24 protein-coding genes and 1 tRNA gene are annotated in these 25859 nt (G+C 68.1%); 14 read left to right on the plus strand and 11 right to left on the minus strand.

Annotated features, from left to right (window positions below; translation table 11 throughout):
- The first annotated feature begins 27 nt into the window (after window positions 1-27).
- The 4 genes from AB0I04_RS11105 to AB0I04_RS11120 all read left to right on the plus strand — a co-directional run bounded on the left by AB0I04_RS11105 (window position 28) and on the right by AB0I04_RS11120 (window position 3132).
- Complete coding sequence (locus AB0I04_RS11105; RefSeq protein WP_360882092.1) at window positions 28-465, plus strand: hypothetical protein; 438 nt, start codon at window positions 28-30, stop codon at window positions 463-465.
- 60 nt (window positions 466-525) lie between these two features.
- Window positions 526-954 carry a hypothetical protein gene (locus AB0I04_RS11110; protein ID WP_360882094.1) on the plus strand — a complete coding sequence of 143 codons (429 nt, stop codon included), beginning with the start codon at window positions 526-528 and terminating at the stop codon, window positions 952-954.
- A 531-nt stretch (window positions 955-1485) separates the two neighbouring features.
- Window positions 1486-2688, plus strand: coding sequence for a helix-turn-helix transcriptional regulator (locus tag AB0I04_RS11115; RefSeq protein ID WP_360882409.1), 1203 nt, complete (start codon window positions 1486-1488; stop codon window positions 2686-2688).
- 108 nt (window positions 2689-2796) lie between these two features.
- Window positions 2797-3132 (plus strand): hypothetical protein, encoded by a 336-nt coding sequence (locus tag AB0I04_RS11120; protein WP_360882096.1) that lies wholly within the window; start codon window positions 2797-2799, stop codon window positions 3130-3132.
- Between the two features lie 454 nt (window positions 3133-3586).
- On the opposite strand, the gene AB0I04_RS11125 is transcribed toward AB0I04_RS11120, so the two are convergent.
- Window positions 3587-3931 (minus strand): hypothetical protein, encoded by a 345-nt coding sequence (locus tag AB0I04_RS11125; protein WP_360882098.1) that lies wholly within the window; start codon window positions 3929-3931, stop codon window positions 3587-3589.
- 921 nt (window positions 3932-4852) lie between these two features.
- Between AB0I04_RS11125 and AB0I04_RS11130 the strand changes: the two genes are divergently transcribed.
- On the plus strand, window positions 4853-5965 hold the full coding sequence (locus AB0I04_RS11130; RefSeq protein ID WP_360882100.1) for a tyrosine-type recombinase/integrase: 1113 nt from the start codon (window positions 4853-4855) through the stop codon (window positions 5963-5965).
- Window positions 5966-6029: 64 nt separating this feature from the next.
- On the opposite strand, the gene AB0I04_RS11135 is transcribed toward AB0I04_RS11130, so the two are convergent.
- From AB0I04_RS11135 to dnaA, 9 genes are all read right to left on the minus strand, one after another.
- A tRNA-Ile gene (locus tag AB0I04_RS11135) sits at window positions 6030-6103 on the minus strand.
- Window positions 6104-6215: 112 nt separating this feature from the next.
- Window positions 6216-7169: a DUF3566 domain-containing protein gene (locus AB0I04_RS11140; protein ID WP_360882102.1), complete on the minus strand. Its 954-nt coding sequence runs from the start codon at window positions 7167-7169 to the stop codon at window positions 6216-6218.
- 37 nt (window positions 7170-7206) lie between these two features.
- Window positions 7207-9723, minus strand: a complete 2517-nt coding sequence (gyrA, locus tag AB0I04_RS11145) for a DNA gyrase subunit A (RefSeq protein WP_360882104.1) — start codon at window positions 9721-9723, stop codon at window positions 7207-7209.
- A 67-nt stretch (window positions 9724-9790) separates the two neighbouring features.
- A complete protein-coding gene (gene gyrB / locus AB0I04_RS11150; RefSeq protein WP_360882106.1) occupies window positions 9791-11731 on the minus strand; it encodes a DNA topoisomerase (ATP-hydrolyzing) subunit B in 1941 nt (646 codons plus the stop codon).
- A 295-nt stretch (window positions 11732-12026) separates the two neighbouring features.
- Entirely contained in the window at window positions 12027-12542 is a 516-nt protein-coding gene (locus tag AB0I04_RS11155) for a DciA family protein (protein WP_360882108.1), read from the minus strand.
- Window positions 12532-13653: a DNA replication/repair protein RecF gene (recF, locus tag AB0I04_RS11160; RefSeq protein ID WP_360882110.1), complete on the minus strand. Its 1122-nt coding sequence runs from the start codon at window positions 13651-13653 to the stop codon at window positions 12532-12534. Before recF ends, AB0I04_RS11155 begins: the two co-directional genes overlap by 11 nt.
- 214 nt (window positions 13654-13867) lie before the next feature.
- On the minus strand, window positions 13868-14788 hold the full coding sequence (gene gnd, locus AB0I04_RS11165; protein ID WP_360882112.1) for a phosphogluconate dehydrogenase (NAD(+)-dependent, decarboxylating): 921 nt from the start codon (window positions 14786-14788) through the stop codon (window positions 13868-13870).
- Window positions 14789-14844: 56 nt separating this feature from the next.
- Window positions 14845-15966 (minus strand): DNA polymerase III subunit beta, encoded by a 1122-nt coding sequence (gene dnaN, locus AB0I04_RS11170; protein WP_360882114.1) that lies wholly within the window; start codon window positions 15964-15966, stop codon window positions 14845-14847.
- Between the two features lie 510 nt (window positions 15967-16476).
- Window positions 16477-18327: a chromosomal replication initiator protein DnaA gene (gene dnaA, locus AB0I04_RS11175; RefSeq protein ID WP_360882116.1), complete on the minus strand. Its 1851-nt coding sequence runs from the start codon at window positions 18325-18327 to the stop codon at window positions 16477-16479.
- 309 nt (window positions 18328-18636) lie between these two features.
- On the opposite strand from dnaA, the gene rpmH reads away from it, so the two are divergent.
- The 5 genes from rpmH to AB0I04_RS11200 are packed head-to-tail and all read left to right on the plus strand — an operon-like array spanning window position 18637 to window position 21035.
- Entirely contained in the window at window positions 18637-18774 is a 138-nt protein-coding gene (rpmH, locus tag AB0I04_RS11180; RefSeq protein WP_360882118.1) for a 50S ribosomal protein L34, read from the plus strand.
- A 34-nt stretch (window positions 18775-18808) separates the two neighbouring features.
- Entirely contained in the window at window positions 18809-19147 is a 339-nt protein-coding gene (rnpA, locus tag AB0I04_RS11185; protein ID WP_360882411.1) for a ribonuclease P protein component, read from the plus strand.
- Window positions 19144-19437, plus strand: a complete 294-nt coding sequence (gene yidD / locus AB0I04_RS11190; RefSeq protein ID WP_360882120.1) for a membrane protein insertion efficiency factor YidD — start codon at window positions 19144-19146, stop codon at window positions 19435-19437. The genes rnpA and yidD overlap by 4 nt, the downstream gene beginning before the upstream one ends.
- Window positions 19438-19447: 10 nt before the next feature.
- Complete coding sequence (gene yidC, locus AB0I04_RS11195; RefSeq protein ID WP_360882122.1) at window positions 19448-20491, plus strand: membrane protein insertase YidC; 1044 nt, start codon at window positions 19448-19450, stop codon at window positions 20489-20491.
- 43 nt (window positions 20492-20534) lie between these two features.
- Complete coding sequence (locus AB0I04_RS11200; RefSeq protein ID WP_360882124.1) at window positions 20535-21035, plus strand: R3H domain-containing nucleic acid-binding protein; 501 nt, start codon at window positions 20535-20537, stop codon at window positions 21033-21035.
- Window positions 21036-21192: 157 nt separating this feature from the next.
- Here the strand turns inward: AB0I04_RS11200 and AB0I04_RS11205 are convergent, their stop codons facing one another.
- Window positions 21193-21600, minus strand: coding sequence for a DUF6458 family protein (locus tag AB0I04_RS11205; RefSeq protein ID WP_360882126.1), 408 nt, complete (start codon window positions 21598-21600; stop codon window positions 21193-21195).
- A 256-nt stretch (window positions 21601-21856) separates the two neighbouring features.
- Between AB0I04_RS11205 and rsmG the strand changes: the two genes are divergently transcribed.
- The 4 genes from rsmG to AB0I04_RS11225 all read left to right on the plus strand — a co-directional run bounded on the left by rsmG (window position 21857) and on the right by AB0I04_RS11225 (window position 25812).
- The gene (gene rsmG, locus AB0I04_RS11210) at window positions 21857-22555 is read left to right on the plus strand and encodes a 16S rRNA (guanine(527)-N(7))-methyltransferase RsmG (RefSeq protein ID WP_360882128.1); all 699 of its coding nucleotides are present in this window, start codon (window positions 21857-21859) and stop codon (window positions 22553-22555) included.
- A gap of 438 nt (window positions 22556-22993) precedes the next feature.
- Complete coding sequence (locus AB0I04_RS11215; protein ID WP_360882130.1) at window positions 22994-23848, plus strand: AAA family ATPase; 855 nt, start codon at window positions 22994-22996, stop codon at window positions 23846-23848.
- Between the two features lie 82 nt (window positions 23849-23930).
- A complete protein-coding gene (locus tag AB0I04_RS11220) occupies window positions 23931-24875 on the plus strand; it encodes a ParB/RepB/Spo0J family partition protein (protein ID WP_360882132.1) in 945 nt (314 codons plus the stop codon).
- 319 nt (window positions 24876-25194) lie between these two features.
- Window positions 25195-25812: a GNAT family N-acetyltransferase gene (locus tag AB0I04_RS11225; protein WP_360882134.1), complete on the plus strand. Its 618-nt coding sequence runs from the start codon at window positions 25195-25197 to the stop codon at window positions 25810-25812.
- The last annotated feature ends 47 nt before the right edge of the window (window positions 25813-25859 follow it).

The following is a 25859-nucleotide window of genomic DNA, read 5'->3' on the forward strand; positions in this document are numbered from 1 at the left end:
GGTGTCCGGTATCGCGTTCATGAGGGAGTGGCCGGTCCCGACCTTCCGCACGATGCGGTCCACTTCATCGTCGAGCGCGAGATGGAGGACGACGGGGGCTTTTGGGGAGCGGTCGCCGCAGGAGCGGTGTTCGCCAGCATGGAGCACATCGACGGCCGTCGTCCGCCGCACGCCAAGGAACGCTCTGAACGGGCGATACGCGCCCGGTCCGATCGGTTGCAGCGTGCGGAGCTGATGGCCGGCCTCGTCAAGCGCATCGCAGCGGAACGACTCACCTCCACCGACGCCGTCGCCAAGGCGGCTCGGGACGCACTGTCCACGCTTCCTGATGCGAAAGTCGATGAGTCGAAGGCCATCACGGCTGCAAAGGTGCTCGAGGACACCGCCCGGCGCTGGGCCGCGCTCGTTCCTGGTGATGAGCTGGTTCTGGAATGGCCCGAAAAGCGGCAACGCCGACGCCCGTAGAACCCTTCGCACCTCTAGACACGGCGCGTTCGGTCCCGAGGCGATCGATACGATCTTTTGATGGAAGACCTGCGAGGGGACGACCTGGAACTCATCGAGCACGCTCGGCGGATCGTCGAGGCCCACGGCGACGATGAGGTGCACACCGTCGGCGCCGCCGTACGGGACGTCCAGGGCCGAATCTTCGGCGGCATCAACCTCTACCACTTCACCGGCGGTCCGTGCGCCGAACTCGTGGCGCTCGGCCACGCTCGCGCCTCCGGCGCCCGTGAGCTCACCGCGATCGTCGCGTACGCGGACCGAGGGCGCGGCGTGATCCCGCCATGCGGCCGCGACTGCCAGGTTCTCCTCGACTACCACCCGGGCATCGCCGTTCTCATCCCCACCGTGGACGGGATCCGCCGGGTGACGGTCAAGGACCTGATGCCTCACGCGTACGTCTGGACCCCCGATGAGGGCAGCCAGCCCACGCCGGACTGCGGGCGGTAATGCATTCCGGGGCCGCCCGCCGACCGGCGCGACCTCGACGGCGAGCTGGAGGAGATACGGCTGTACCTCCTCCAGCACCACTGCGAACGCGAGCCGCGCATCTGGCTGAGCCGCACCGGCACGAACCAGGGCGGCCACCTCACGCTCGAGGCGGAGGAACTGGCTGAGCACCTAAGACGCCTGGTGAGGATCGGACGCGGCAAGGAGGCCGGTGAGTGAAGACCGCTGATGAGCTCCTGGTCGCCGGTCTCCGGCAGCAGTTCAAGACGCAGGAGACGATATCGGACACGCTGATGGCCGCGTGGGTGGATCTGGATGAGGTGAGGTCAGTACGCGTTGCTGAGCGCCCGTCAGGACCGCGACGGGGCACCCGCGCGGCACCTGCGCCTCGTCCGCAGCGAGTAACCCGTACGACAGAGACGCCCCGCCGGGCTGGACCTGGCGGCGCGCTCTGTTGTGCCTGCTTATCTACACAACGCAAGGCCCTGCACCGTAGCCTGTCGTTTGCGGACTTCAGGAGGTGCAGGGCTTGTGTCTGCCGCTAACACGACACCGGACCCTGACGAGGGCATCGGCCGTCGAATTGCCCGGAAACGTAGCGCCCGCGGCCTGACACAGCAGGATCTCGCCGACCGCGCGTTCGTCAGCCGGAGTTTGATCCAACAGGTCGAGACCGGCCGGAAGCCAGCGACCCCCTCACTCGTCACGGCGGTAGCCTCGGCGCTTCACATCGACCCGGTCACGCTGTACGGACAGCCGTACCGAGGCTCCACGATGCGCAAGGATCGCGTCCACGCGGCGATCCCCGACATCCGCAAGGCGCTGACGTACGTCGATCTGGCCCCGACGCTCGACACACCACCTCGACCGCTCGCCGAACTGGCTAAGGCAGTCACCGAGGCCAAGCGGCTGCAGCAGCAGGCCCGTCACGAACAGCTCGGCGCGCGGCTGCCCGCGCTGATCGACGAGCTGACCGTGCACGCCCACGACACCGACTCGCCTCGTGTCTGGCGGCTGCTCAACCAGACACACAGCCTCGCCAACTCGCTCTCGCGCCGCCTCGGATACACCGACCTCGCGCAACTGGCGATGGAGCGTGCGGCGCGGTCCGCCGAGCGGTCCGACGACCCGAACCTCCCGCAACTCGTTACTCTGTCGCGCGCTTTGCTGCTCCTGACGATCGGCGCGTGGGACCCTGCGCTCACACTGCTCGACCGCGCTGCCGACCACGTCGAGCAGGATCGCCCGGAGTCGGTCACGGTGTTCGGCGCTCTGCATCTGCGCGCCGCGATCGTCGCCGCACGCTCCGGCCGGGAAACGGAGGCGTGGGAGCACCACGCCATTGCCGACGACGCGGCCCGGCGCATCGGCTCGCGCGTACGTGACGAGTACGGGGTCCAGCTCACGGCCCCGAACGTTTACATTCACGGTGTGGCCGTCGCGGTCGAGCTCACGGACTTCGACGAGGCGGTCCGGCGGGACTCCCGCCTATCGCTGCCATCCTCTCTGCCGGCGGAGCGGCGTGCTCACCATGAGATCGACGTGAGCCGTGCCCTCGTCTCGACTGGCCAGTACGACCGCGCGCTCCGTCGTATCCAGTCCGCCGAGAAGACAGCCCCCCAGATGACCTGGTATCACCCCATGGCCCGCGAAACGGTCGGCCGCCTGGTCGACCACTATCGAGCGCTGCCCGAACCGCTACGCGCGATTCAGGAGCATATGTCGCTGTCCTGAGCGGCCCGTCAAGGACTCCGATGCGCACAACTCGTGTGCATTGTTGGCCTCTCGCCTACCTAGCGTGACCTGTCGTTACCGGACCACGCGGACGCTAGGAGGCATCAAGTGCACGCACCGGACACGAATCCCTCACCACCGGTCGACACCGTCAGGGCCCTGGTGCTCAAGCTCGCACCGCTGCTACTGCGCGACGGCTTAAACGTCGCCATTCGCCGAGACGGCGTCGTCGAGGTCCAGAACCCCGGCGACACACGGATGACGCAACCGATCGTCGTACGCGAACACCAGGGCGTGCTCTGGTGGTGGTGGGTCTGGTCGGGGCCGACCCGCGACGCGCCGCCGGAGTACGAGCCGATGGTGGCCGTCGAGAACGTCGACGAGGCGGCCCGCCGTCTGGCGGACGTCCTGCACGTCGCCGAGCCTGCCGGGGCCGAGAAGTGATCGCGGGCATCCGGCGTCTCGTCGGCATTGAACCGGCCGAGCCGATGCATCCTTCCGTTCGGTGCGTGGTCGTCGCCGACCCGAGCCCCCAGGATCTGGCCGGCCCCGGCAGGCGGTCGTCCCCCGAAAAGCATTGCGGGCCACCGGGGAAGGCGCGAAGCGCCGACCGCGATGGCCCGACTCGTGGGCCTAGGTGGACTTGAACCACCGGCCTCATCCTTATCAGTTCGATCACGCCCGAGGTGATCAGTAGACGCCCCAACGTCGCTTGTGTGCCGGTGTCCTCGGTCGGCGGGCGGCGTCTGCTGGTGTTGCCGTCAGCGTTGCCGTCACTGCCGTCATAGAACCCGAGGGCGTCGGCTCCGGACGTGCCGCCGGACAATTCCGGGCTGCTCATAGGAAAAGTAGCTGGCACCTCCCACAGTGGAGTGGGAGATGCCAGCCGTGGTTGGCCTCAGCTCTGCGGGAGCTGCGGCTTGGCCGACGCGACGATGTGCACCGTGTAGCGCTTGGTCCGGCCGCCCGTGAGCCAGACCTTCGACCAGGGGTTGCGTGCGAAGCTGATGCTCAGCTCGATTCCCGGCTCGCCGAGGTGCTGCTTGATGTTGGCCGTCTCGGCGCCCGCCATCGTGGCGATCACCCAGATGACGAACCGGGACGCCTCCTCGGAGCCGAGGAGGGCGGCCTTGCTCGCCTCGTTCAGCACCCGTTCGAGGAGGTAGCGGATGTCGGTGAGCGCGGTGCCGTTCAGCTTCACATCCGCCGACCAGGTCAGGTCGGGGGACTGGATCTCGCTCATGGCGAAGTCCTTTCGGGTAGCGATCTAGTTTGCGTGCATGCCTTTGCGCTGGTTACCGTTCCGATGAACCTTGTGAGGGCAAGCGCTCTGTCGTCCGTTTCTGGGTAACCCGACCTGAGCCGCCGCAGACCAGCCACCCTTGACCTGCACGTGCTGAGCGGCCATCAGTGGTCACCTGCATCCGCAGAGCTCCGCAGGATCTGTTCCGGCACTGGGCGATTGACGGAGCCCGAGGATTCAACACCACATTCGTAACCGCGTCTTGCCGCCGGACCGCGACCGGTCCGAGATCAACTCGTGGGCTCATCCGTTGGGTGCGCATTGGCCGATGTTCGCGCTTCGGCCCGGAGTGCCCATCCGCGCCGCAGGATTCCACGAGTTCCCGACGTGTCGGTAGAACGGCGACGCCCTGACCAGCGACCCGGCGGATAGCTGAGGGCCTGCTCCCTGGGGGCCATTCCGCGTATATCCGCAACCTCGTCGCACCGGTCCGGAGTGCTCGTCCGCGCGAACGGCGGGACGTTGTGACAGACCTATTCGCGCGGACGAGTGCTCCGGTTCGCGGGGGTCTGGGGGCGGAGGAGCCCCCAGGGGCTCTCGATCAACCAACTCTCTCGGGACGACGTAAGCGGGGCTGCCGTCCGATGGCCGTAGGCCACCCGTAGGGCGAGCGGAGCGAGTCTGCCGGCGGCCGTGCGCCCGTCCCGCGCAAACGATCCGACCAGATGACGCTGGAGAGAATCCGCGGTGAGGTCTTCGTCCGATCGGCCGCCCGATCGGCACGGCTGGAGGGACCGGCGCCCGCGCCGCACGCCCGTAGGGCGTGCCGGAGCGGGCGGCCTGCGGCGGCGCTTGCGCCGCCGCCTTGATCTAATACAGCGAAATTCGGCAAAAAACGTGGCTCGCGTCGCGTCAGCGTTGATGCTGCTCGGTGATGGCCGCCGCCAGCGCGGCTGTGTCTGTCAGGTCGGGCAGTACGTTGGTGGCACCAGCGTTCGCATGTACGGCAAGACCCGCGATGAGGTTCACAAGAAGCTGGTGGACGCTCAGGGGAAGTCGAACCGGGGCATCCCCGTCGCGGACAAGCCCTGGAAGCTCGGCGAGTACCTGGACTACTGGCTTGAGCACGTCGTGCGTCCGGCCAAGCGCTGGAACACCTACAAGAAGTACGAGCAGACGGTACGGCTCTACCTCAAGCCGGGTCTCGGCAATCAGCGGTTGGAGCGGCTGCGGGTCGCCAAGGTTCAGTCTTTCCTCAATTCGCAGATCGCGGCCGGTCACTCGGTGGCCAAGGTCCACATCATGCGGATGGTGCTGGGTGCCGCGCTGACGCGGGCGATGCGGGAAGAACTGATCGCCGTGAACGTCGCCCGGCTGACCACCTTGCCCGCTCCTCCCTCCAAGAACGTCAAGCCGTGGACGGCGGACGAGGCGCGGGCCTTCCTCTCCGCTGCCCGCAACGAACCGCTCTACCCGGCGTTCGTGCTCCTTCTCGTCTACGGGCTGCGCCGTGGTGAGGTGCTCGGGCTCGGCTGGGATGACGTCGACCTGGACGACGATGTCATCCGGGTGCTGTGGCAGCTTCAGCGGGTGGACGGCAAGCTGACCCGGACCGAGGTCAAGACGGAGGCGGGCAAGCGGGACCTTCCCCTGCTCCCGATCATCCGAGACGGCTTCATCGAACTGGCCGAACGGCAGCTATTCGCGCGACGTCGGGCCGGTGCCGACTGGCAGGAAACCGGGCTCGTCTTCACGACCAAGACGTGGCGGCCGGTCGAGCCTCGTAACCTCGCCCGCGCTTTCGAGCGCAACACCGCCAAAGCGGGCCTGCGCCGGATCCGGCTGCACGACCTCCGGCACACCACCGCGTCACTGCTCAAGAGGCTCGGCGTTCCGCCAAGCGACGCCAAGGAGATCCTTGGTCATGCCCGTATCGCGGTGACGCTGGAGATCTACACCCACGGCGACAACGCCAGTCACCGCGAAGGACTCGGGAAAGTGGCAGGGGAGCTGTTCGGAGACTCGGAAAGCTAGCCGTTGCCGTCACCGTTGCCGTCAAAAGCCCCCACCGGCGAACCGATGGGGGCTTTGACCTGGGTGGGCCTAGGTGGACTTGAACCACCGGCCTCATCCTTATCAGGGATGCGCTCTAACCGACTGAGCTATAGGCCCGTGCAGCTGCTCCCGGCTCGGACGACCAGGAGGCGACGTCGAGAAACAGTACCCGATCGTCGGCCCCAACAGGAAATCGAATCCGGTCTTCCGTCCTGGGGCGGCCGCGGGATTACTGGTCGGCCTCCTTCAGCGTGACCTCCACGCCGCCGACGAGGTCGGCGGCCATGTTGTAGATGACCGACCAGACGGTCGCGAGTGCGGTGATGAGGAGGACGTTGAGGGTGCCGATCAGGGCGGTGTAGCCGAGGATGCGAGCCGCGGAGAACCAACTGGCGGGGTTCAGGCTGTCCTTGCCGTTGGTCTTGCCCTGCAGGTCCTGGATCGTGTGCGTGAGCGCGTCGAAGACGCCGAGCGCCGACAGGATCAGGTAGAGCACGGTGACCGCGACGAAGAGCACGAGGAAGCACACCAGCGACATGATGAAGCTGAACTTCATCACCGACCACGGCTCGAACCGCGCGACCTGAAGGTGGGCCTTGCGCGGGGCCTTGCGGCCGGCCGTCTTGTCGGGCGGCGGAGGGGTGCCCGCCGGCCGCCGGGCGGGCTCGATGGCCGTCGTGGAGCCGGACCCGTACGACGTGGAGGCGGATCCGTACGACGGCGTGGAGCCGGCCGTGGAGCCGGTTCCGCCGAAGCCTGGACTCGTCTTCGGAATGTCCATGGACGTCGTCCTACCCGAGGCGGAGCCTGGTTCTCCGGTGTTCGACTTTTCCTTGGCCGACCCATCGCTCGCCGATCCACGGGAGACGAGCCGGTCCTTGCTTCCGGCGGCGTCGCCCGTGGGGTCGGGTTTCTTGGACGGCAGTTTGAGGTCCATGACGGTGTCCTCGGTGCCGTCCTTCTTGGCCGCGAGGTCGACGACGGTGTCCTCGGCCTTGTCAGGCTTATCGGCCTTGTCGGCCGACTCGACACCCTTCTCCTTGTCGTCGGTCTTCTTGACCGTGACCTCGTCGGTCGGTGGTTTGTTCGCGGCGCTGGTCTTCTTCCCCGTACCGCCCTTGTCGCCTGCCCCGGTGGAACGCCCCGACTTCCCGTCGGCGTCCTTTCCGGCGTTGGCCGTCATATAACCTCCCCGGGGAGGCGACGCGCCATCAGGCGTCTCACGCGTCGCTCCCTTCCCCGGACTCTGTGTCCGGCTCAGCGTCGGTGTCCTCGATGGACTCCACGTTCCTCGCGATGGCGACCACGCTGTCCCCATCGGCGAGATTCATTAGGCGTACCCCCATCGTGGAGCGCCCAGACTGCTTGATCTCGGCCGCTCGCGTACGGATCACGCCACCGCTGGCAGTGATGGCGTACACCTCATCTTCGGGCCTGACCATGAGGGCACCGACCAGCCTGCCGCGATTCTCCACGATCTTAGCGGTCAGTACGCCCTTTCCCCCACGACCGTGGATCGGGTATTGGTCGGCGGGGGTGCGTTTGGCGTACCCGCCCTCGGTCGCGACCAGGACGTCTTCGCCTTCGAGGACGACGTGCATGTCGAGGACTTCCTGGCCATCGTCGAAACGCATGCCGATAACACCCGCGGTGGCGCGTCCCATCGGACGCAGGACGTCGTCGCGGGCGGGGAAGCGAATGGCCTGCGCACCGCTGCTGACCATGAGCAGGTCATCCTCGGGTGAGACCAGGCGGGCGGCGATGACCTCGTCGCCCTCATCGAGGTTGATCGCGATGAGGCCGGCGGAACGCGGCGAGTCGTACGCCGACAGATCGGTCTTCTTGACGCGGCCCTGCTTGGTGGCGAGCACGAGGTACGGGGAGACGCCGTAGTCGCGCAGGTCGAGAACCTCGGCGATGCGCTCGTCGGGCTGGAATGCCAGCAGATTGGCCACATGCTGACCACGGCTGTCCCGGCCAGCCTCGGGCAGTTCGTACGCTTTTGCCCGATATACCCGACCCTTATTCGTGAAGAACAGAATCCAATGATGGGTCGTCGTCACGAAGAAGTGGTCGACGATGTCGTCCTGTTTGAGCTGAGCGCCGCGTACGCCCTTGCCGCCGCGCTTCTGCGCGCGGTACATGTCGGTCTTGGTGCGCTTGGCGTAGCCGCCGCGGGTGATGGTGACGACGACGTCCTCTTCGGCGATGAGGTCTTCCATCGACACATCGCCCTCGAAGGGGATGATCTGCGTACGGCGGTCGTCTCCGAACTTGTCGACGATGGCCTTCAGCTCGTCACCGACGATCGCGCGCTGCCGCTCCGGCGAGGCGAGGATGTCGTTGTAGTCGGCGATCTCCGCCATGAGCTTGTCGTACTCATCGGTGATCTGCTGACGCTCCAGGGCGGCCAGCTTGCGCAGCTGCATGTCGAGGATGGCCTGCGCCTGGACCTCGTCGATCTCCAGCAGCTGCATCAGGCCGGTCTGCGCCTCAGCCGCGGACGGCGAGCGCCGGATCAGCGCGATGACCTCGTCGATCCGGTCGAGGGCCTTGAGCAGACCGCGCAGGATGTGGGCGCGCTCCTCGGCCTTGCGCAGCAGGAAGCGCGTGCGCCGGATGACGACGTCGATCTGGTGGTCGACCCAGTGGCGGACGAACTGGTCGAGGCGGAGCGTACGGGGCACGCCGTCGACCAGGGCGAGCATGTTCGCGCCGAAGGTCTCCTGCAGCTGGGTGTGCTTGTACAGGTTGTTGAGGACGACCTTGGCGACCGCGTCCCGCTTCAGGACGATGACGAGGCGCTGGCCGGTACGGCCGGAGGTCTCGTCCCGTACGTCGGCGACGCCGTTGATCTTCCCTTCCTTCACCTGCTCCGCGATCTTCAGAGCGAGGTTGTCGGGGTTGACCTGGTACGGCAGCTCGCTGACGACGAGGCAGGTGCGGCCCTGGATCTCCTCGACCTCGACGACCGCGCGCATGGTGATCAGGCCGCGGCCCGTACGGTAGGCCTCGTCGATTCCCCGGCGGCCGACGATGAGGCCGTGGGTGGGGAAGTCCGGGCCCTTGATCCGCTCGATGAGCGCGTCGAGGAGCTCCTCGTCGCTCGCCCCGTAGTTGTCGAGGTACCACTCGACGCCGGCCGCCACTTCGCGCAGGTTGTGCGGCGGGATGTTGGTGGCCATGCCGACCGCGATGCCGGCCGAGCCGTTGACCAGCAGGTTGGGAAAGCGGCTGGGCAGGACGTCGGGCTCCTGGGAGCGCCCGTCGTAGTTCGGCGAGAAGTCGACGGTCTCCTTCTCGATGTCCCGCAGCATCTCCATGGCCAGCGGCGCCATCCGGCACTCGGTGTACCGCATGGCCGCGGCCGGGTCGTTGCCCGGGGAGCCGAAGTTGCCGTTGCCGTCGACGAGCGGGTAGCGCATCGCCCACGGCTGCGCCAGGCGTACGACGGTGTCGTAGATCGAGCTGTCCCCGTGGGGGTGGTAGTTACCCATGACGTCACCGACGACGCGGGCGCACTTGAAGTAGCCGCGGTCGGGGCGGTAGCCGCCGTCGTACATCGCGTAGAGCACGCGCCGGTGCACCGGCTTGAGACCGTCGCGCACCTCGGGCAGCGCCCGCGCGACGATGACCGACATCGCGTAGTCGAGATAGCTGCGCTGCATCTCGACCTGGATGTCGACCGGCTCGATCCGGTCTGCCGGGCCTTCCGGCGGCAAGGTAACGTCCGTCACCTGTAAACCTCTTCCGCTGTTGAGTCAGTGGCCGGGCGGCACCGGAACCCCGGTGCCCGCGCACTGGCTAGATGTCGAGGAAGCGCACGTCCTTGGCGTTGCGCTGGATGAACGAGCGCCGCGCCTCGACGTCCTCACCCATGAGAACGGTGAACAACTCGTCGGCCTGGGCGGCGTCGTCGAGCGTGACCTGGAGGAGGATGCGGTGCTCCGGGTCCATGGTGGTGTCCCACAGCTCGCTGGCGTTCATCTCGCCGAGACCCTTGAAGCGCTGCACGCCGTCGCGCGGCCGGGGGTCGCGCTTGCCGTTGGCCATCCCCGCCTCGATGACCGCGTCGCGCTCGCGGTCGGAGTAGGCGTAGTCGGACTCGTTGCCCCGCGCGTCCCACTTGATCTTGTAGAGCGGGGGCTGGGCGAGGTAGACGTGGCCGGCCTCGACGAGCGGCTTCATGAAGCGGAACAGCAGGGTCAGCAGCAGCGTGCGGATGTGCTGGCCGTCGACGTCGGCGTCGGCCATCAGGATGATCTTGTGGTACCGCAGCTTCTCGATGTCGAACTCGTCGTGGATGCCGGTGCCCAGGGCGGTGATCATCGCCTGGACCTCGTTGTTCTTCAGGACCCGGTCGATGCGGGCCTTCTCCACGTTGAGGATCTTGCCGCGGATCGGGAGGATCGCCTGGTACTGCGGGTTACGGCCACCCTTGGCCGAGCCGCCCGCCGAGTCGCCCTCCACGACGTAGATCTCGCACTTGCTCGGGTCGGTGGACTGGCAGTCCGACAGCTTGCCCGGCAGTGACGTCGACTCCAGCAGGCTCTTGCGCCGGGTGAGGTCGCGCGCCTGGCGGGCGGCGATGCGGGCGCGGGCCGCCTGCGTGGCCTTGCTGATGATCTCCTTGGCCTCGCCGGGGTTACGGTCCAGCCAGTCGCGAAGGCTCTCGTACATCGCGCGCTGGACGAAGGACCGTGCCTCGGTGTTGCCGAGCTTGGTCTTGGTCTGCCCCTCGAACTGGGGGTCGGCCATCTTGATCGAGATGATCGCGGTGAGGCCCTCGCGGACGTCCTCACCGGCCAGGTTGTCGTCCTTGCCTTCGCGCAGCAGCTTCTGCTCGCGCGCGTACTTGTTGACGACGGTCGTCAGCGCCGCGCGGAAGCCCTCTTCGTGCGTGCCGCCCTCCGCCGTGTTGATGGTGTTGGCGAAGGTGTGGACGGACTCGGAGTAGGACCCGCTCCACTGCATGGCGACCTCGACCGACATGCCCTCGGTCTCCTCGCTGAACGCGATGACCGAGTTGTGGACGGAGTCCTTCTTGGCGTTGATGTAGCGGACGAAGTCCTCGATGCCGCCCTCGTAGTGGTACGTGACCACACGCGGCTCGCCGTTGATGTGGTCCGGCCGCTCGTCGCGCAGAGTGATCGTCAGCCCGCGGTTGAGGAAGGCCATCTCCTGCATGCGGCGGCTGAGCGTCTCGAAGTTCCAGTCGAGCGTCTCGAAGATCGACCCGTCCGGCCAGAAGGTGATGACGGTGCCGGTCTCGTCGGTCGGCTCGCCCTTCTGCAGGGGCCCTTCGGCGCCCTGCCAGGTGTAGGACTGCCGCCAGACGTGGCCGTCGGTCCGCACCTCGGCCTCGAGCCGGGTGGACAGGGCGTTCACCACCGCGGAGCCGACGCCGTGCAGACCCCCGGAGACGGCGTAGGACTTGCTGTCGAACTTGCCGCCGGCGTGCAGCGTGGTGAGGACCAGCTCAATGGCCGGTCGCTTCTCCACCGGGTGCTCCCCGACCGGAATGCCACGGCCGTTGTCCCGGACCCGGACGCCGCCGTCGGCCAGCAGCGTCACCTCGATGGTGTCGGCGTATCCGGCCAGCGCCTCGTCGACGGAGTTATCGACGATCTCGTAGACCAGGTGGTGAAGACCACGCTCTCCCGTAGAACCGATGTACATGCCCGGGCGCTTGCGAACCGCCTCGAGGCCTTCTAGGACAGTGATCGAGCTAGCGTCGTACGCCAAGTGGAGATCCTCCTGCCGGAGGACACGCGCCGCGCAGCACCCCGTAACACACAAGCAGGGCGCCCGATCCACGGGCGGCCCGCAACGGCGATCGTGTCCTGTATCCGGCCTCCATTCTATCCGTCCCGGACCCCTTCTTGGGCCATGTAGGGCGTTCTCAAGGCGTATAAGCGACGAACAGAGTCGCCCGGAAGTCCCCCTACCGGTCCAGGGGGGTGACAAGGCCTACGGACGACGAAAACGAATCGGGCCGGACTGCGCAAGCCGTCTCCCACACCCTGTGGAAAACGATTCCTCACGTACGGCGCCGACCGCCGGTCACCCGCAGCCGCCCCGGGCTGCGCGACGCCGACGACGGTCCGATGACCTTGACGCGCTGCACGCTCCCGTGGCCGAGCTCCTCGTTGAGCCGCTTCACCAGCGTCGCGGCCAGCAGGCGCAGCTGCGCCGCCCAGGCGTTCGAGTCGGCGGCCACGACGAGGATGCCGTCCTCGAACGTCTGCGGCTCGGTGTGTTCGGCCAGCTCAGGCCCGACGATCTCCGGCCAGCGGCCGAACACGCCGCCGACCGCGACGCGCTCCTCCCAGCCCCGGGCCGCGAGCAGCTCCCGGATGGCGGGCCCGAAGGCCGTCGGATCGCCCCCGCGCCCCGGCTCGCGGCCGCCGCCCCGAGACCGCTTCTTCCGAGTCTGTCCCGGCTGAGCACCGCGCCGCTTCGCGTCGGCCTTGGCCTGGGCGAGGGCCTCTCGGGCCAGCTCGATCCCCGACTTCGGCTTTTCCACAGGCTGTGGATCGCCCTGGTCATCGGACACGTGTGACCTCCCCATTCGCGACCTCGTACGTCGCGCCGCTCAGCCGTTCGGGTACGTCCTCGGGGACCGCCGCGGTGATCAGCACCTGCTCGGCCTGGGCCACCAGCTCGGCGAGGCGGTTGCGCCGTCCGGTGTCGAGCTCGGCGAACACGTCGTCCAGGATCAGGACCGGGTCGTCGCCGTCGGAGCGCAGCAGCTCGTACGACGCGAGGCGCAGCGCGAGCGCGAACGACCAGGACTCGCCGTGGCTGGCGTACCCGCGCGCCGGCAGGTCACCGAGCTTGAGCAACAGCTCGTCCCGGTGCGGGCCGACGAGGCTGACGCCCCGCTCCAGTTCATTGCGCCGCGTCTCCGCCATGCCTTTCAACAGGGCCTCGGCAAGCTGTGCACGGTCTGTGGACAACCCGGTCTCTATAGAGGACCGATACTCAAGGGCGGCGACCCCGCTGGGGGCGAGCGCGGCGTACGCCTTGGCGACGAGCGGCTCGAGCAGGGCGACGAGCTCCAGGCGGGCGCCCAGCAGCTCCGCCCCCGTACGGGCGAGGTGGGTGTCCCACACGTCGAGCGTGCTCAGCACCTCCGGACCGGGTGCCCGCCGGTGCGCGGCCGCGGATTTCAACAGGGCGTTGCGCTGCTTGAGGACACGGTCGTAGTCGGACCGGACGCCCGCGAACCGCGGGGCGCGGACGGTCAGCAGTTCGTCGAGGAACCGGCGGCGCTCCCCTGGGTCGCCCTTCACCAGGACCAGGTCCTCCGGGGCGAACAGCACGGTCCGCAGCATCCCCAGGACCTCACGGGGCCGCTGCACCGGCGACCGGTTCAGCCGGGCGCGGTTGGCCCGCCCCGGGTTGATCTCCAGCTCGATCAGCGCCTTGCGCTCGTCCCGGACGATCCCGGCCCGCACGATCGCCCGCTGCGCGCCGTGCCGGACCAGCGGCGCGTCTGTGGACACGCGGTGGCTGCCGTGCAGTGCGACGTACCCGATGGCCTCGACGAGGTTGGTCTTCCCTTGGCCGTTCGGGCCGAGGAAGGCGCTGATCCCGGAGTCGAGGGCGATCTCCGCCGACTCGTACGACCGGAAGTCCTGCAGCGTGAGGTGGGCGACGTACACCCAGACGAGGGTAGGGCCTGTGGACGATCCGCGCTGCCCGGCCGCACACCGGCCCTTCGCAGAGCGGCGGGTGCGGCCGTGGAGACCACGAGGCCGGGAGATACACGGCCGGACACGTAGGCGGCCGACGCCTCTCGGCTCGTCCCCAGATCGGGCGCGCTTTTCCACAATCCTGTGGATTACCGAGTGCGCCGCGACCCCGGCGCACCGGCGATCAGGGCTGCGGCGGGGTGACGTCGGCGCCCGGCGAGTCGGCGCCCTTCAGCGTCTCCACAGCGTGGCCGCCGAACTGGTTGCGCAGCGCGGCGATCATCTTCATGGCCGGGGAGTCGTCCTGCCGCGAGGCGAACCGCGCGAACAGGGACGCGGTGATGACGGGCAGGGGCACCGCGAGGTCCACAGCGGCCTGCACCGTCCACCGGCCCTCGCCGGAGTCCTGTGCATAACCCTTCAGCTGGGCCAGCTCCGGGTCCTCTTCCAGCGCGCGGTCGGCCAGGTCGAGGAGCCAGGAACGGATGACCGTGCCCTCGCGCCAGCTGCGGAAGGTCTCGGGGACGTTGTTGACGACGCCACTGGCCTCGAGCAGCTCCCAGCCCTCCGCGAAGGCCTGCATCATGCCGTACTCGATGCCGTTGTGGACCATCTTCGCGAAGTGCCCGGCCCCGACCGCGCCGGCGTGGACGAACCCGAACTCGCCCTCGGGCTTGAGCGCCTCGAAGATCGGCATGAGGTGTTTGACGTGCTCGTCGTCGCCGCCGACCATCAGCGCGTAGCCGTTCTGCAGGCCCCAGACGCCGCCGCTGACGCCCGCGTCGACGAAGCCGATGCCGTGCTGGGCCAGCAGCCCGGCGTGCTTCTGGTCGTCCTGGTAGTGCGAGTTGCCGCCGTCGACGACGGTGTCGCCCGCGTCCAGCAGCTCGCCGAGCCGGTCGACCGTGGCCCGCGTCGGGTCGCCGGCGGGCACCATGACCCAGATCGCCCGCGGCGCGTTCAGCCGCTGGATGAGCTCCTCCAGGGAGCCGACGTCGGTAACGGCCGGGTCACGGTCGTAGCCGACGACCGTGTGCCCGGCCTGCCGAATGCGTTTGGCCATGTTGCCGCCCATGCGGCCGAGCCCGATCATCCCCAGTTCCATGAACATCTCCTCAGATGGCGCTCCCGTGTCCGTCTGAGCCTAGTTACCCCGGAGAATCAGCTTGACAGCCGGATCGGCATGATCAGGTAGCGGTAGTCCGGGTCGGCCTCGTCGGCGGGTTTCCCGGTGATCACCGCGGGCTTCGTCGACGTCGTCATGGCCAGCCGGGCGACGTCCGAGCCGATGGCGCTGAGGCCGTCGAGCAGGAAGTTCGGGTTGAAGGCGATGTCGATGTCCTGACCGTCGAGGGACGCGCCGAGAACTTCCACAGCCTGTGCATCATCGCCGCTGCCCGCCTCGAGCACGACCTCGTCCTGCCGGAACGACAGGCGGACGGGAGTGTTCTTCTCGGCGACCAGGCCGACGCGCTTCACGGCCTCGGCGAACGGACCCGTCTGGATCTCCGCCACGGCGGAGGTCTCCTTGGGCCACAGCGACTGGTACTTCACGAACTCCGCGTCGAGCAGACGCGTCGTCGTACGGCGGCCGCCGCCCTCGAAGCCGATCATGCCCTCGCCGCTGCCCTTGGCCGCCAGGGCGATCGAGACCTCCGCCCCCGACGTGAGGGACTTGGCGGTGTCGGAGAGCGTCTTGGCGGGCACGAGAGCGATCGCGGAGATGTCGGCCTGCTCCGGCTGCCAGCGGAGCGTACGGACCGCGAGACGGTAGCGGTCGGTGGAGGCCAGGGTCACGGTGTCGCCCTCGATCTCCACGCGGACGCCGGTGAGCATCGGGAGGGTGTCGTCCCGGCCCGCGGCGATCGCCACCTGGGAGACGGCCGCGGCGAACGCGTCGCTGCCGATCGTGCCCGCGGCCGGAGGCATCTCCGGGAGGCTCGGGTAGTCCTCCACAGGCATGGTCAGCAGTGTGAACTTCGCCGACCCGCACTTCAGCGTCACCTTGGCGCCGTCGGTGGTGATCTCGACGGGAGCGGCGGGGAGGCTGCGGCAGATCTCGGACAGCAGCCGGCCCGACACGAGCGCGGTGCCCGCCTCGTCGGCGTCGATGTCCATGGTCACCTGCGCCGAGACCTCGTAGTCGAACGACGACAGCTTCAGCTGGTCGCCGGCTTCGATGAGCATCCCGGCCAGCACCGGGACGGGCGGACGGACCGGCAACGAGCGCGCGGTCCAGGCAACGGCGTCGGCGAGAACGTCTCTCTCGATGCGGAACTTCACTTTGGACCGTCTCCTGAGGTTTTGATCACCTTGTGTGGTGGAACTTAAGAAACCGTACGGGTCGGGCTCGTGAGCCCGCATGCCCCTCTACGTTTTGACTTTCTTTCTTTGTAGATACAAGGAGAGTCATCGTCATAGGGACCGTGGATACTGTGGAGAAGCCTAGTCTTCGCAGCTCAGACCGTGTTTCAGTATCCACCCCCGGTGTGCATCGACCCTGTGGATCCGGTGGATGCCTGGGGATGACGAGAATCTGTCCACCGGGTGTCCACCGTCCGTCCCCACGTCGTCCACCGTTTTTCCCCGTCGTTCCACAGGGTTGTCCACGGTGATTCATCCACAGAGTTATCCCCACCCTGTGTAATCCACGACTTCGGGATAACCACTGTGCATGTCCTGTGGACGTCTGTGGACCGCTGTGGACGACCCGGCACGTACGGACCGGCTCCTGGGGACAGCCTGCCCACCCGCACCGACAGATCCGTGGCCGGCCGATCCGGGAAGGCCACGTCACGCACCGCCGTTGCGGGCCTGCTGCTTGATGCGGTTCGTCAGCTCGGTGACCTGGTTGTAGATCGGCCGCTTCTCCGCCATCAGCTTGCGGATCTTCTTCTCGGCGTGCATGACCGTCGTGTGGTCCCGGCCGCCGAACTGCTGCCCGATCTTCGGCAGCGACAGGTCCGTCAGCTCCCGGCACAGGTACATCGCGATCTGGCGGGCGGTCACCAGCACCCGCGAGCGCGACGGTCCGCACAGCTGTTCCATGTCGATACCGAAGTACGTCGCGGTCTGCGCCATGATCGTCGCGGCGGTGATCTCCGGGCCGCTGTCGTTGGGGATGAGATCCTTCAGCACGATCTCGGCGAGCTGAAGATCCACCGACTGGCGGTTCAGGCTCGCGAACGCCGTGACGCGGATCAGCGCGCCCTCCAGCTCACGGATGTTCGTGGAGATCTTCGAGGCGATGTACTCCAGCACCTCCGGCGGCGCGACCAGACCCTCCTGCACCGCCTTCTTGCGCAGGATCGCGATGCGGGTCTCCAACTCCGGCGGCTGAACGTCCGTGATCAAGCCCCACTCGAACCGGTTACGGAGCCGGTCCTCCAGCGTCACCAACTGCTTCGGCGCGCGGTCGCTGGAGATCACGATCTGCTTGTTGGCGTTGTGGAGGGTGTTGAAGGTGTGGAAGAACTCCTCCTGCGTCTGCTCCTTGTTCTCCAGGAACTGGATGTCGTCGACGAGGAGGATGTCCACATCCCGGTAGCGGCGGCGGAAGTTGTCGGCCTTGCCGTCGCGGATCGCGTTGATGAAGTCGTTGGTGAACTCCTCCGAGCTCACGTATCGCACCCGGGCCGCGTTGAACAGGCTCTGGGCGTAGTGGCCGATGGCGTGCAGCATGTGCGTCTTGCCGAGCCCGGAGTCGCCGTAGATGAAGAGCGGGTTGTACGCCTTGGCCGGCGCCTCCGCGACCGCTACGGCCGCCGCGTGCGCGAACCGGTTGGACGAGCCGATGACGAACGTGTCGAAGGTGTACTTCGGGTTCAGCCGAGCGGGCTCCGCGCTCGCCTTCGCACCCGAGTCCGAGGGCGGGCGGGACTGCCAGCCTCCGCCCGGCGCCGCGCCGGGCGTCGGCACGAACGGGTCCCGCTGGTTCCCCGGGACGGGCGGCATGCCCGGCTGCTCGAGGCGGCGCGGCGGCTCAGGCTGGTAGGGCGGCTCAGGCTGGTACGGCGCGCCGTACTGGTCGCGGTAGCCCTCCCCGCGATAGGGGTCACCGCCGTACTGGTGCTCCGCGCGGTACCGCTCGGAGCTGAACCGCTCGCCGCCGCCGTACTGGTCGTTCTTATAGGAGGCGGGGCCGGGCTCCCCGTAACCCCCGGTGTTCGGACCCGTGGTGTTCGGGTCGCCGTACGGCGCGGGTCCGCGTTCGCCGTAGTTCCCGGCGTTCGGGTCGCCGTACGACCCGGGGCCGGGGTCGGCGGACGGACCGCGGTGCGGCGCGGTGGGGAACCGCGGGCCCTCCAGCCGGTAGCCGCCGGAGCCGTGGGCGGACTGTTCGTGATCGGTCTCCGGCTCCGCCGGGATCTGGCGCTCGGCGGGCGGCGCCGGGTCGGGCTGCACGGTGACCACGACACGGATGTCGCGTCCGAGCTGCGCGGACAGCACCTCGGTGATGAACGGGTGGAGGCGGTTCTCGAGGACCTCTTTGGCGAACTCGTTCGGCGTCGCGAGGAGCGCGGTGTCCTCGACCAGGGCCAGCGGCCGGGTCATGGAGAGCCAGGCGCGATGCTGCGGGGGCAGATCGGTGGGGAGCGCCTCCAGGGCCCTCGTCCACACGAGCGCAAGATCCAGCCCGTCCATATCCTGGTTCCCCTCCCTCGAAGCGGCCGGCGCCCCACTAATGGGCGTTGTCCTCCCGCACAACGTCAGACGAACACTCTCTCACGCGTCATCCACAGGGTTGTCCACAACTTGTGCACAACCCCCGGGGTTATTGGGGATACGCGTGCTCGGTTTGACCGGAGGGCGGCGCAGACCGTAACGTACGACGGTCGAGTCGCATCGACGGCGGTGCTGCGCGCCCGCAGGACGCCGGGTCCCGTCCCGTACGGGCTCAGGTGCCCGATGCGACATGAGCACATTGACCGCAGCACCCCACTGGAGTCTCGAGTGAGCAAGCGCACGTACCAGCCGAACAACCGCCGCCGTCACAAGAAGCACGGCTTCCGGCTCCGCATGCGCACCCGAGCGGGGCGCGCGATCATGTCGTCGCGCCGCCGCAAGGGACGCGCGCAGATCGCGGTCTGAGCAGCGGCGATCCATGCTGCCGTCCGGACACCGGATGCGGCGGCGAGAAGAGTTCACTTCGGCCGTCCGGCGCGGCGATCGTGCCGGACGGCCTCATCTCGTTCTTCACCTGCAATTCCGGGATGACGTCGACGAACCCGCCCGGGTCGGCTTCACCGTCGGCCGTCAGGTCGGTGACGCGGTCGTCCGCAACCGCGTGCGTCGCAGGCTCCGGCATATCGTCCGGGAACACCTGCATCGGCTCGCACCAGGTAGCCTGCTTGTCGTGCGGGCCAACGCCAAGGCGGCGGCCGCACGCCACGACGAACTCGCAGCGGATCTCGACGCGGCACTCGACCGGCTCCTGCGGCGACAGGTCAAGAGGCGGACATGACGGACAAGCCGACGCTAGCGGCTCGGGCCCTGACGGTGCCCATCGTCTTCTACCGTCGGTTCATCAGCCCGCTCTTCGGCCCGGTGTGCCGCTACCAGCCGACCTGCAGCGCCTACGCCCTGCAGGCGCTCCGCACCTACGGCGCCCTGCGCGGCGGCTGGCTCGCGGTACGGCGTATCGCCCGCTGTCACCCCTTTCACGCCGGCGGATACGACCCGGTGCCGCCGCGGAAGGGCGAACCACACGACGTAACGCCGCCCCCCGGCGGCACTGTTTCGGAGAGCACATAGGAGCCGGCCGGTGAGTCTCAGTTTCCTCGATCCGCTGTTCAAGGCCGTCGCGTGGGTGATCGTACAGATCCATGCCGGCCTGAGCCTGATCTTCCCGGCGGACAGCGGATGGGCGTGGGGCCTGTCGATCTTCCTGCTGACCGTCCTCATGCGGCTCATCCTCTTCCCGCTGTTCGTGAAGCAGATCCACGCGTCGCGGAAGATGCAGGAGCTGCAGCCGCAGGTGCAGGCGCTGCGTAAGAAGTACAAGAAGGACAAGCAGCGCCTCAACCAGGAGATGATGAAGCTCTACCAGGAGGCCGGGGCCAACCCTCTGTCCGGGTGCCTTCCGCTGGTGGTGCAGTTCCCCATCTTCATCTCGCTGTACAACGTGCTCCGGGCGATCTCCACGACGCCGAAGGGCCAGTCGAAGTTCGGCATCTCTTCGCACCTCATCCAGAGCGCCCAGAACGCCGATATCTTCGGCGCGCACATCCCGTCGACGTTCAAGGACGCCTTCTCCAGTGGGCACGCGGGCGCCATGGTCGTCACCGGCCTCGCCGTCCTGATCAGCTCGACGACGACCTTCTTCACGATGAAGTCGAGCGTCGGCCGGTCCATGCAGACGATGACGGCCGACAACCCGATGATGGCGTCGCAGAAGTACCTGGTGTACCTCTCGCCGCTGTTCGGCCTCTTCGGTCTCACCCTGCCGCTGGGCGTCCTGATCTACTGGGTCACCACCAACTCGTGGACCCTGGCCCAGTCGCACTACGTTTACAAGAAGTACCCGATGGCCACCCCCGCCGCCCAGGGCGACGGCGCCGGCGCGGCCAAGACGGGCACCACGAAGTCCGCGACCGGCAAGACCGGCACCGCCAAGGGCGGCGCCGTGAAGTCCGCCACGAAGGCGACCCCCCGGACCGCGCTCACCAAGTCCGCGACGGCGAACGGTTCAGCGGGTAAGGCAAAGAAGAAGGCCGAGGCGGAGGAGCCGGTGGAGTCGGTGGACGACACGCCGAAGGTCGTACGGCAACAGCCGACACGCCAGCCGCGGAGCAAGAGGAAGCGATAGCGTGACTTCCCAGTCGAGTCGCAGTACGCATGAGGAGTCCGGAGTGAGCCAAGCCGAAGCCGAGACCGCGGAGACCGTGAAGGTCGACATCAAGGCGCTCGAGCAGGAAGGCGAGATCGCGGCGGATTACATCGAGGGCCTCCTGGACATCGCCGACCTCGACGGCGACATCGACATGGACGTCGAGGGCGAGCGGGCCCTGGTGTCCGTCGTCGGCGCCACGCTGGACGAGCTCGTCGGTCGTAAGGGCGAGGTGCTGGAGGCGCTCCAGGAGCTCACCCGCCTGGCGGTGCACCGCAAGACCGGCGAACGGAGCCGGCTCATGCTCGACGTGGGCGGCTTCCGGGAGCGCCGCCGGTCAGAGCTGTCCAAGCTCGGCAGCGAGATCGGCGAAGACGTCAAGCGCACGGGCGAGCCGAAGGCCCTGTCGCCCATGACGCCGTTCGAGCGCAAGGTCGTGCACGACGCGATCGCCGCCATGGGACTGCGCAGCGAGTCGGAGGGCGAAGAGCCCAACCGCTACGTCGTCGTCTACGCGGAGTGAGTCGGCCGGGCGCCCGCGCCTGACCCGCCGGCGCCCTGCGCGAACGCGCTCGCCGAACCATCCGAAGACGAACGGCCCCGCCACTCGGTGGCGGGGCCGTATCTTTTTGGTACAGGTCGGCTGGCCGGTCCGCGGTTGGTCGTGGCGGCTTCTCCGATTACTCCGGCTCGTACCTCGTGACATCACGGCGGGCCTGCGAGACGGACCGCGGGCGGGCGGACGATTCCGGCGCGCGCTCCGCGGGAGGCTCCCGGACGATGATCGTCTGGGGGCGCTCCTCCTCGCTGACATACAGCGGATCATCCTGAACGATCTCCGTGACCTGCCGACGGCGACGCGGTCGGGTGTAGGCGAATGTGATCCCCAGCCATGCCGCGCCGACGAACATCAGGATCCATCCGATCATCTGGATGTCGATCCCGCTGACGTGGAAGTTGAGGGCGAAGGCGAGGATCGCTCCCATGGCGATGAACGCCAGGCCCGTTCCGATGCCCCATCTGAGACGGCTCCTTCCGGGGATGGATCGGCCGGCCGAAGACCTACCCGGTCCACGAGAGATATGCAAAGGACCGGATTTTCCGGCGGGGAAGCCGAGTCGAAATCCGAACGAACCGCCATCAGCCCGTACGACCAGGGCGACGTCGGTGCCGCGCGGATCGTCCGGCTGCGGCGTTCAGGGGCGTCACCGAGGGGCAGGGAACAGGGGCATCGATGTCACGCTCGGGGGCGGGCCGTGCGGGTCGGCGTTTCCCGGACGCCGTGCGATGTGGAAGCATTCCAACACTGTGGGGACCCATACGACGTTTCTGAGCCGCTGAGCCATGCCACTACTTCCTGCACCGTCGATCGCCCGCGAGATCTTCACCGACGCACTGCCTTCCGCTGAGAGGTACGCCGAGTTCCTCGCCGGCCCCGGGGTCGAACGCGGCCTCATCGGGCCGCGCGAAGTCGAGCGACTGTGGGAGCGCCACCTGCTGAACTGCGCCGTGATGGCGGAAGTGATCCCGGCAGAGGCGTCCATCGTCGACATCGGCTCGGGCGCCGGGCTGCCCGGGCTGGTGTTGGCGATCGCCCGTCCGGACCTGTCGGTGACGCTTCTCGAGCCGCTTCTTCGCCGCACTGTCTTCCTCCAGGAGTGCGTCGATCTGCTCGGATTGCCGAACGTCGAGGTTCGGCGAGGCCGCGCGGAGGAGGTCGTCGGCGAATTCGCTGCCGATGTCGTCACGGCTCGGGCGGTCGCGCCGCTCGAGCGGCTGGCGAGGTGGGCGCTGCCCCTGCTGCGGCCGGGCGGTGAGCTCCTGGCGTTGAAGGGGGAGCGAGCGGCGGCCGAGCTCGAGGAGGCGGGCCCCGTTCTGAAGCAATTCGGTGTTCGCGCCGCAGAAGTGCTCCACGTGGGTCACGGTAAAGTCGAGCCTCCGGCGACGATCGTCCGTGTCGTCGCCGGCAAGGCTCCGCAACCCTCGGGGAAACGGACGAGTTCTCGTCGCGGCGGGCACCGGCGCGGCGAACGGAAGAGGTGACGGTCCTTGACGACAGCAGAGGGCTTGGGATGGCCGGACCGTACCGCCGGAGCGTCACGGCAGGACGCGTCCGGTCTCGGTTGGCCGGGTGTGACGGCGGCCTCGTCCCCGTCGACGGTCGCGGCGCCGAGAGCCGCGGTCCCGTCTCCGCCCGCGACTCCCTCGACGGCGCACACCTCGACGCCGGTGACGTCATCGGCCACCCCGGTCGTGCCGCCCGCACCTGCCGCGGAGGCATCGGCCCCGCCTGCGGCCCCGCCCGCGGTCCCGCTGGCCGCAAGACCCGACGAAGAACCGGCGGGAGATCTCGCCGCCGAGATCCCGCCCGCTGTCGATCCTGTCAATGAGACGTCGCAACGTGACCCGGTCCATGGGGAGTCGAAGTTGGTAAGTGAGGCGCTCAAGTCGGCCGATGTTTCACGTGAAACAGCGCAGCCGATGGTGCAAGCGACGGCGGCCGCGTTCAAGGCGGTTGCGAAGCGGAACGAGAAGGAGTGGCCGAGGCCGCCTCAGTGCCGCATCATGACGATCGCCAACCAGAAGGGCGGCGTCGGCAAGACGACGAGCGCCGTGAACCTGGCGGCGGCGTTGGCGATGCACGGCAACCGGGTGCTCGTGGTCGACCTGGATCCCCAGGGGAACGCCTCCACCGCGTTGGGTGTGGAGCATCACGCGGACATCCCGTCCGTCTATCACGTGATCCTCGAAGGCGCGCCGTTCGATGAGATCGTCGTGCCGGCCGAAGGGCTGACGAATCTCTACTGTGCTCCGGCGACCCTTCACCTCGCCGGAGCGGAGGTCGACCTCGTGCCGATGGTCGCGCGCGAGGGTCGCCTGCGGCGAGCGCTGGAGGCGTACGACACCGAGAAGTTCGACTTCGTGCTCATCGACTGCCCGCCGTCCCTGGGCCTGCTCACCGTCAACGCCCTGACGGGTGCGAACGAACTGCTGATCCCGATCCAGACGGAGTACTACGCCCTGGAGGGTCTCACCCAGCTCCTCCACACGGTCGACCTCGTCCGGCAGCACCTCAACCCCAACCTCGCCGTCTCGACCATCTTGCTCACGATGTACGACGCGCGAACCCGCCTGGCCGCCCAGGTCGCGGACGAGGTGCGGAGCCACTTCGGCGAGCTGGTCCTGGGCACGGTGATCCCCCGGAGCGTCCGGGTGTCCGAAGCGCCGAGCTACGGCGAGTCCGTGCTGACCTACGACCCGAGTTCCAGCGGTGCGCTCGCCTACACGGAGGCCGCCCGCGAGATGGCCTACCGGGGAGCGGAGGGTGCCGCATGACCGGATCATTCGCGCCGAGGCGTGCGGTGCGGGCCTCGACCGGGTCCGCCGACACCGCAGAAGGACGTAGGGAAGGTCGCAAGTGAGTCAGCCACGACGAGGCCTGGGCAAGGGCCTGGGCGCGTTGATCCCGACGGCGCCCGCGCAGCCGGCGTCGCCGCCCACTGGCACCCCCACGTCGGCGTCGACCGACGGCGGGAACCAGCCGCAGGCGGTGGCCGGGGCGCATTTCGCCGAGGTGCCCATCGCGGAGATCACTCCCAATTCGCGACAGCCGCGGCAGACGTTCGACGAGGAGGCGCTGGAGGAGCTGGCCGCGTCGATCGGGATCGTCGGGCTGCTCCAGCCGATCGTCGTTCGCGAGCTCGGGCCGGACGGCTACGAGCTCATCATGGGCGAGCGGCGACTGCGCGCTTCCAAGATGGCCGGTCTGGAGAAGGTCCCGGCGATCGTCCGGGACACCGGCGACGACGAGATGCTGCGCGACGCCCTCATGGAGAACCTCCACCGGCAGCAGCTCAACGCGCTGGAGGAGGCCGCCGCGTACCAGCAACTGCTGGACGACTTCGGTGCGACGCACGAGGAGCTCGCCACCCGTATCGGCCGTTCCCGCCCGCACATCACCAACACCCTGCGGCTGCTGAACCTCCCGCCGGCCGTGCAGCGGCGCGTCGCCGCCGGGGTGCTGAGCGCCGGTCACGCCCGCGCGCTACTCGGACTGGAGAGCCCCGAGCGCCAGGAGCATGTCGCCAAGCGGATCGTCGAGGAGGGCCTCTCGGTCCGAGCGGTCGAAGAGCTCATCGCGCTCGGCGAGGGCGGCGAGACCAAGAAGGCCGCCCGACGCAAGGCGCCCAGCAAGCCGGAGAACCCACGGATCAGGGAGCTCGCCTCGGAGCTGTCAGAGCTCTACGAAACGAAGGTGAGCGTCGACATCGGACAGCGCAAGGGAAAGATCGTGGTCGAGTTCGCCACGCTCGAGGACCTCGAGCGGATCGTCGACGCGATGACGCCGGACGGCCGTTCCTAGGGTCAGTCTCAAAGCCCCGCTGCCCTACTGCGCGGCGCCCAGGCGCCGCCTCGCCACGTTGTCGTCGGTCGCCAGCCAACACCGGGCTGACTCCCTCCTCGGCCTTGCGAGGCAGCACCTGGACGCCGCTCGCTACGGACGGGGGCTTTGATTCAGACCCGAGGGTGACACCCCCGGCTCGGATCGGGCGGATGGTTTCACGTGAAACAGCGGCCATCCGCCATCGAGCCACAGTTCAAGCGGAAGCTCTAAGCTCCTCCTGGAGCGGGAATAGGTTCCTGAGAGTGAAGGCGCTCCGCCCTAGAAGGGGGCCTGGCCGGTGTCGCGTCGTCTGGTGAATATCACGCTCGACAATCTTGAGGACCTGCCATCGCGGTGTCGCAGGTGCGTGTTCTGGGAGCTCGACCCGGTCAGCATGCAGCGGGCCGAGGACTGCGGCGATCCCGAGCTGGAGAAGGAAGCCTGGATCTCCGCCACCCTCCTCGAGTGGGGCAGCTGCGGCAAGATCGTGTACGTCGACGGGGTGCCCGCGGGGTACGTCCTGTTCGCACCGCCGCTCTACGTCCCGCGCTCCGTGGCGTTTCCGACGAGCCCGGTGAGCGCCGACGCCGCGCTGCTGATGACCGCGCACATCGTCCCGGAGTTCCAGGGCGGCGGTCTCGGCCGGATGCTCGTCCAGGGTGTCGCGAAGGACCTCACCCGGCGGGGCATCCGCGCGATCGAGGCCTTCGGCGATCTCAAGTGGGAGAAGCCATCCTGCGTTCTCCCCGCCGAGTACATGCTCGCGGTCGGTTTCAAGACGGTGCGGCCGCACCACCGGTTCCCGCGCCTGCGGCTGGAGCTGAAGTCCGCCATCTCCTGGCGTGAGGACGTCGAGGTCGCCTTGGAACGCCTCCTGGGCTCCATGTCCCCGGAGGGCGCTCTCCGACCCGTCTGAGGGCGTCTCCGGGCCCGGACCCGGTGTCAAGCGACGCTCAGGCCCGC

The sequence above is a fragment of the Actinoallomurus sp. NPDC050550 genome (assembly GCF_040655075.1).
GTDB lineage: Bacteria > Actinomycetota > Actinomycetes > Streptosporangiales > Streptosporangiaceae > Actinoallomurus.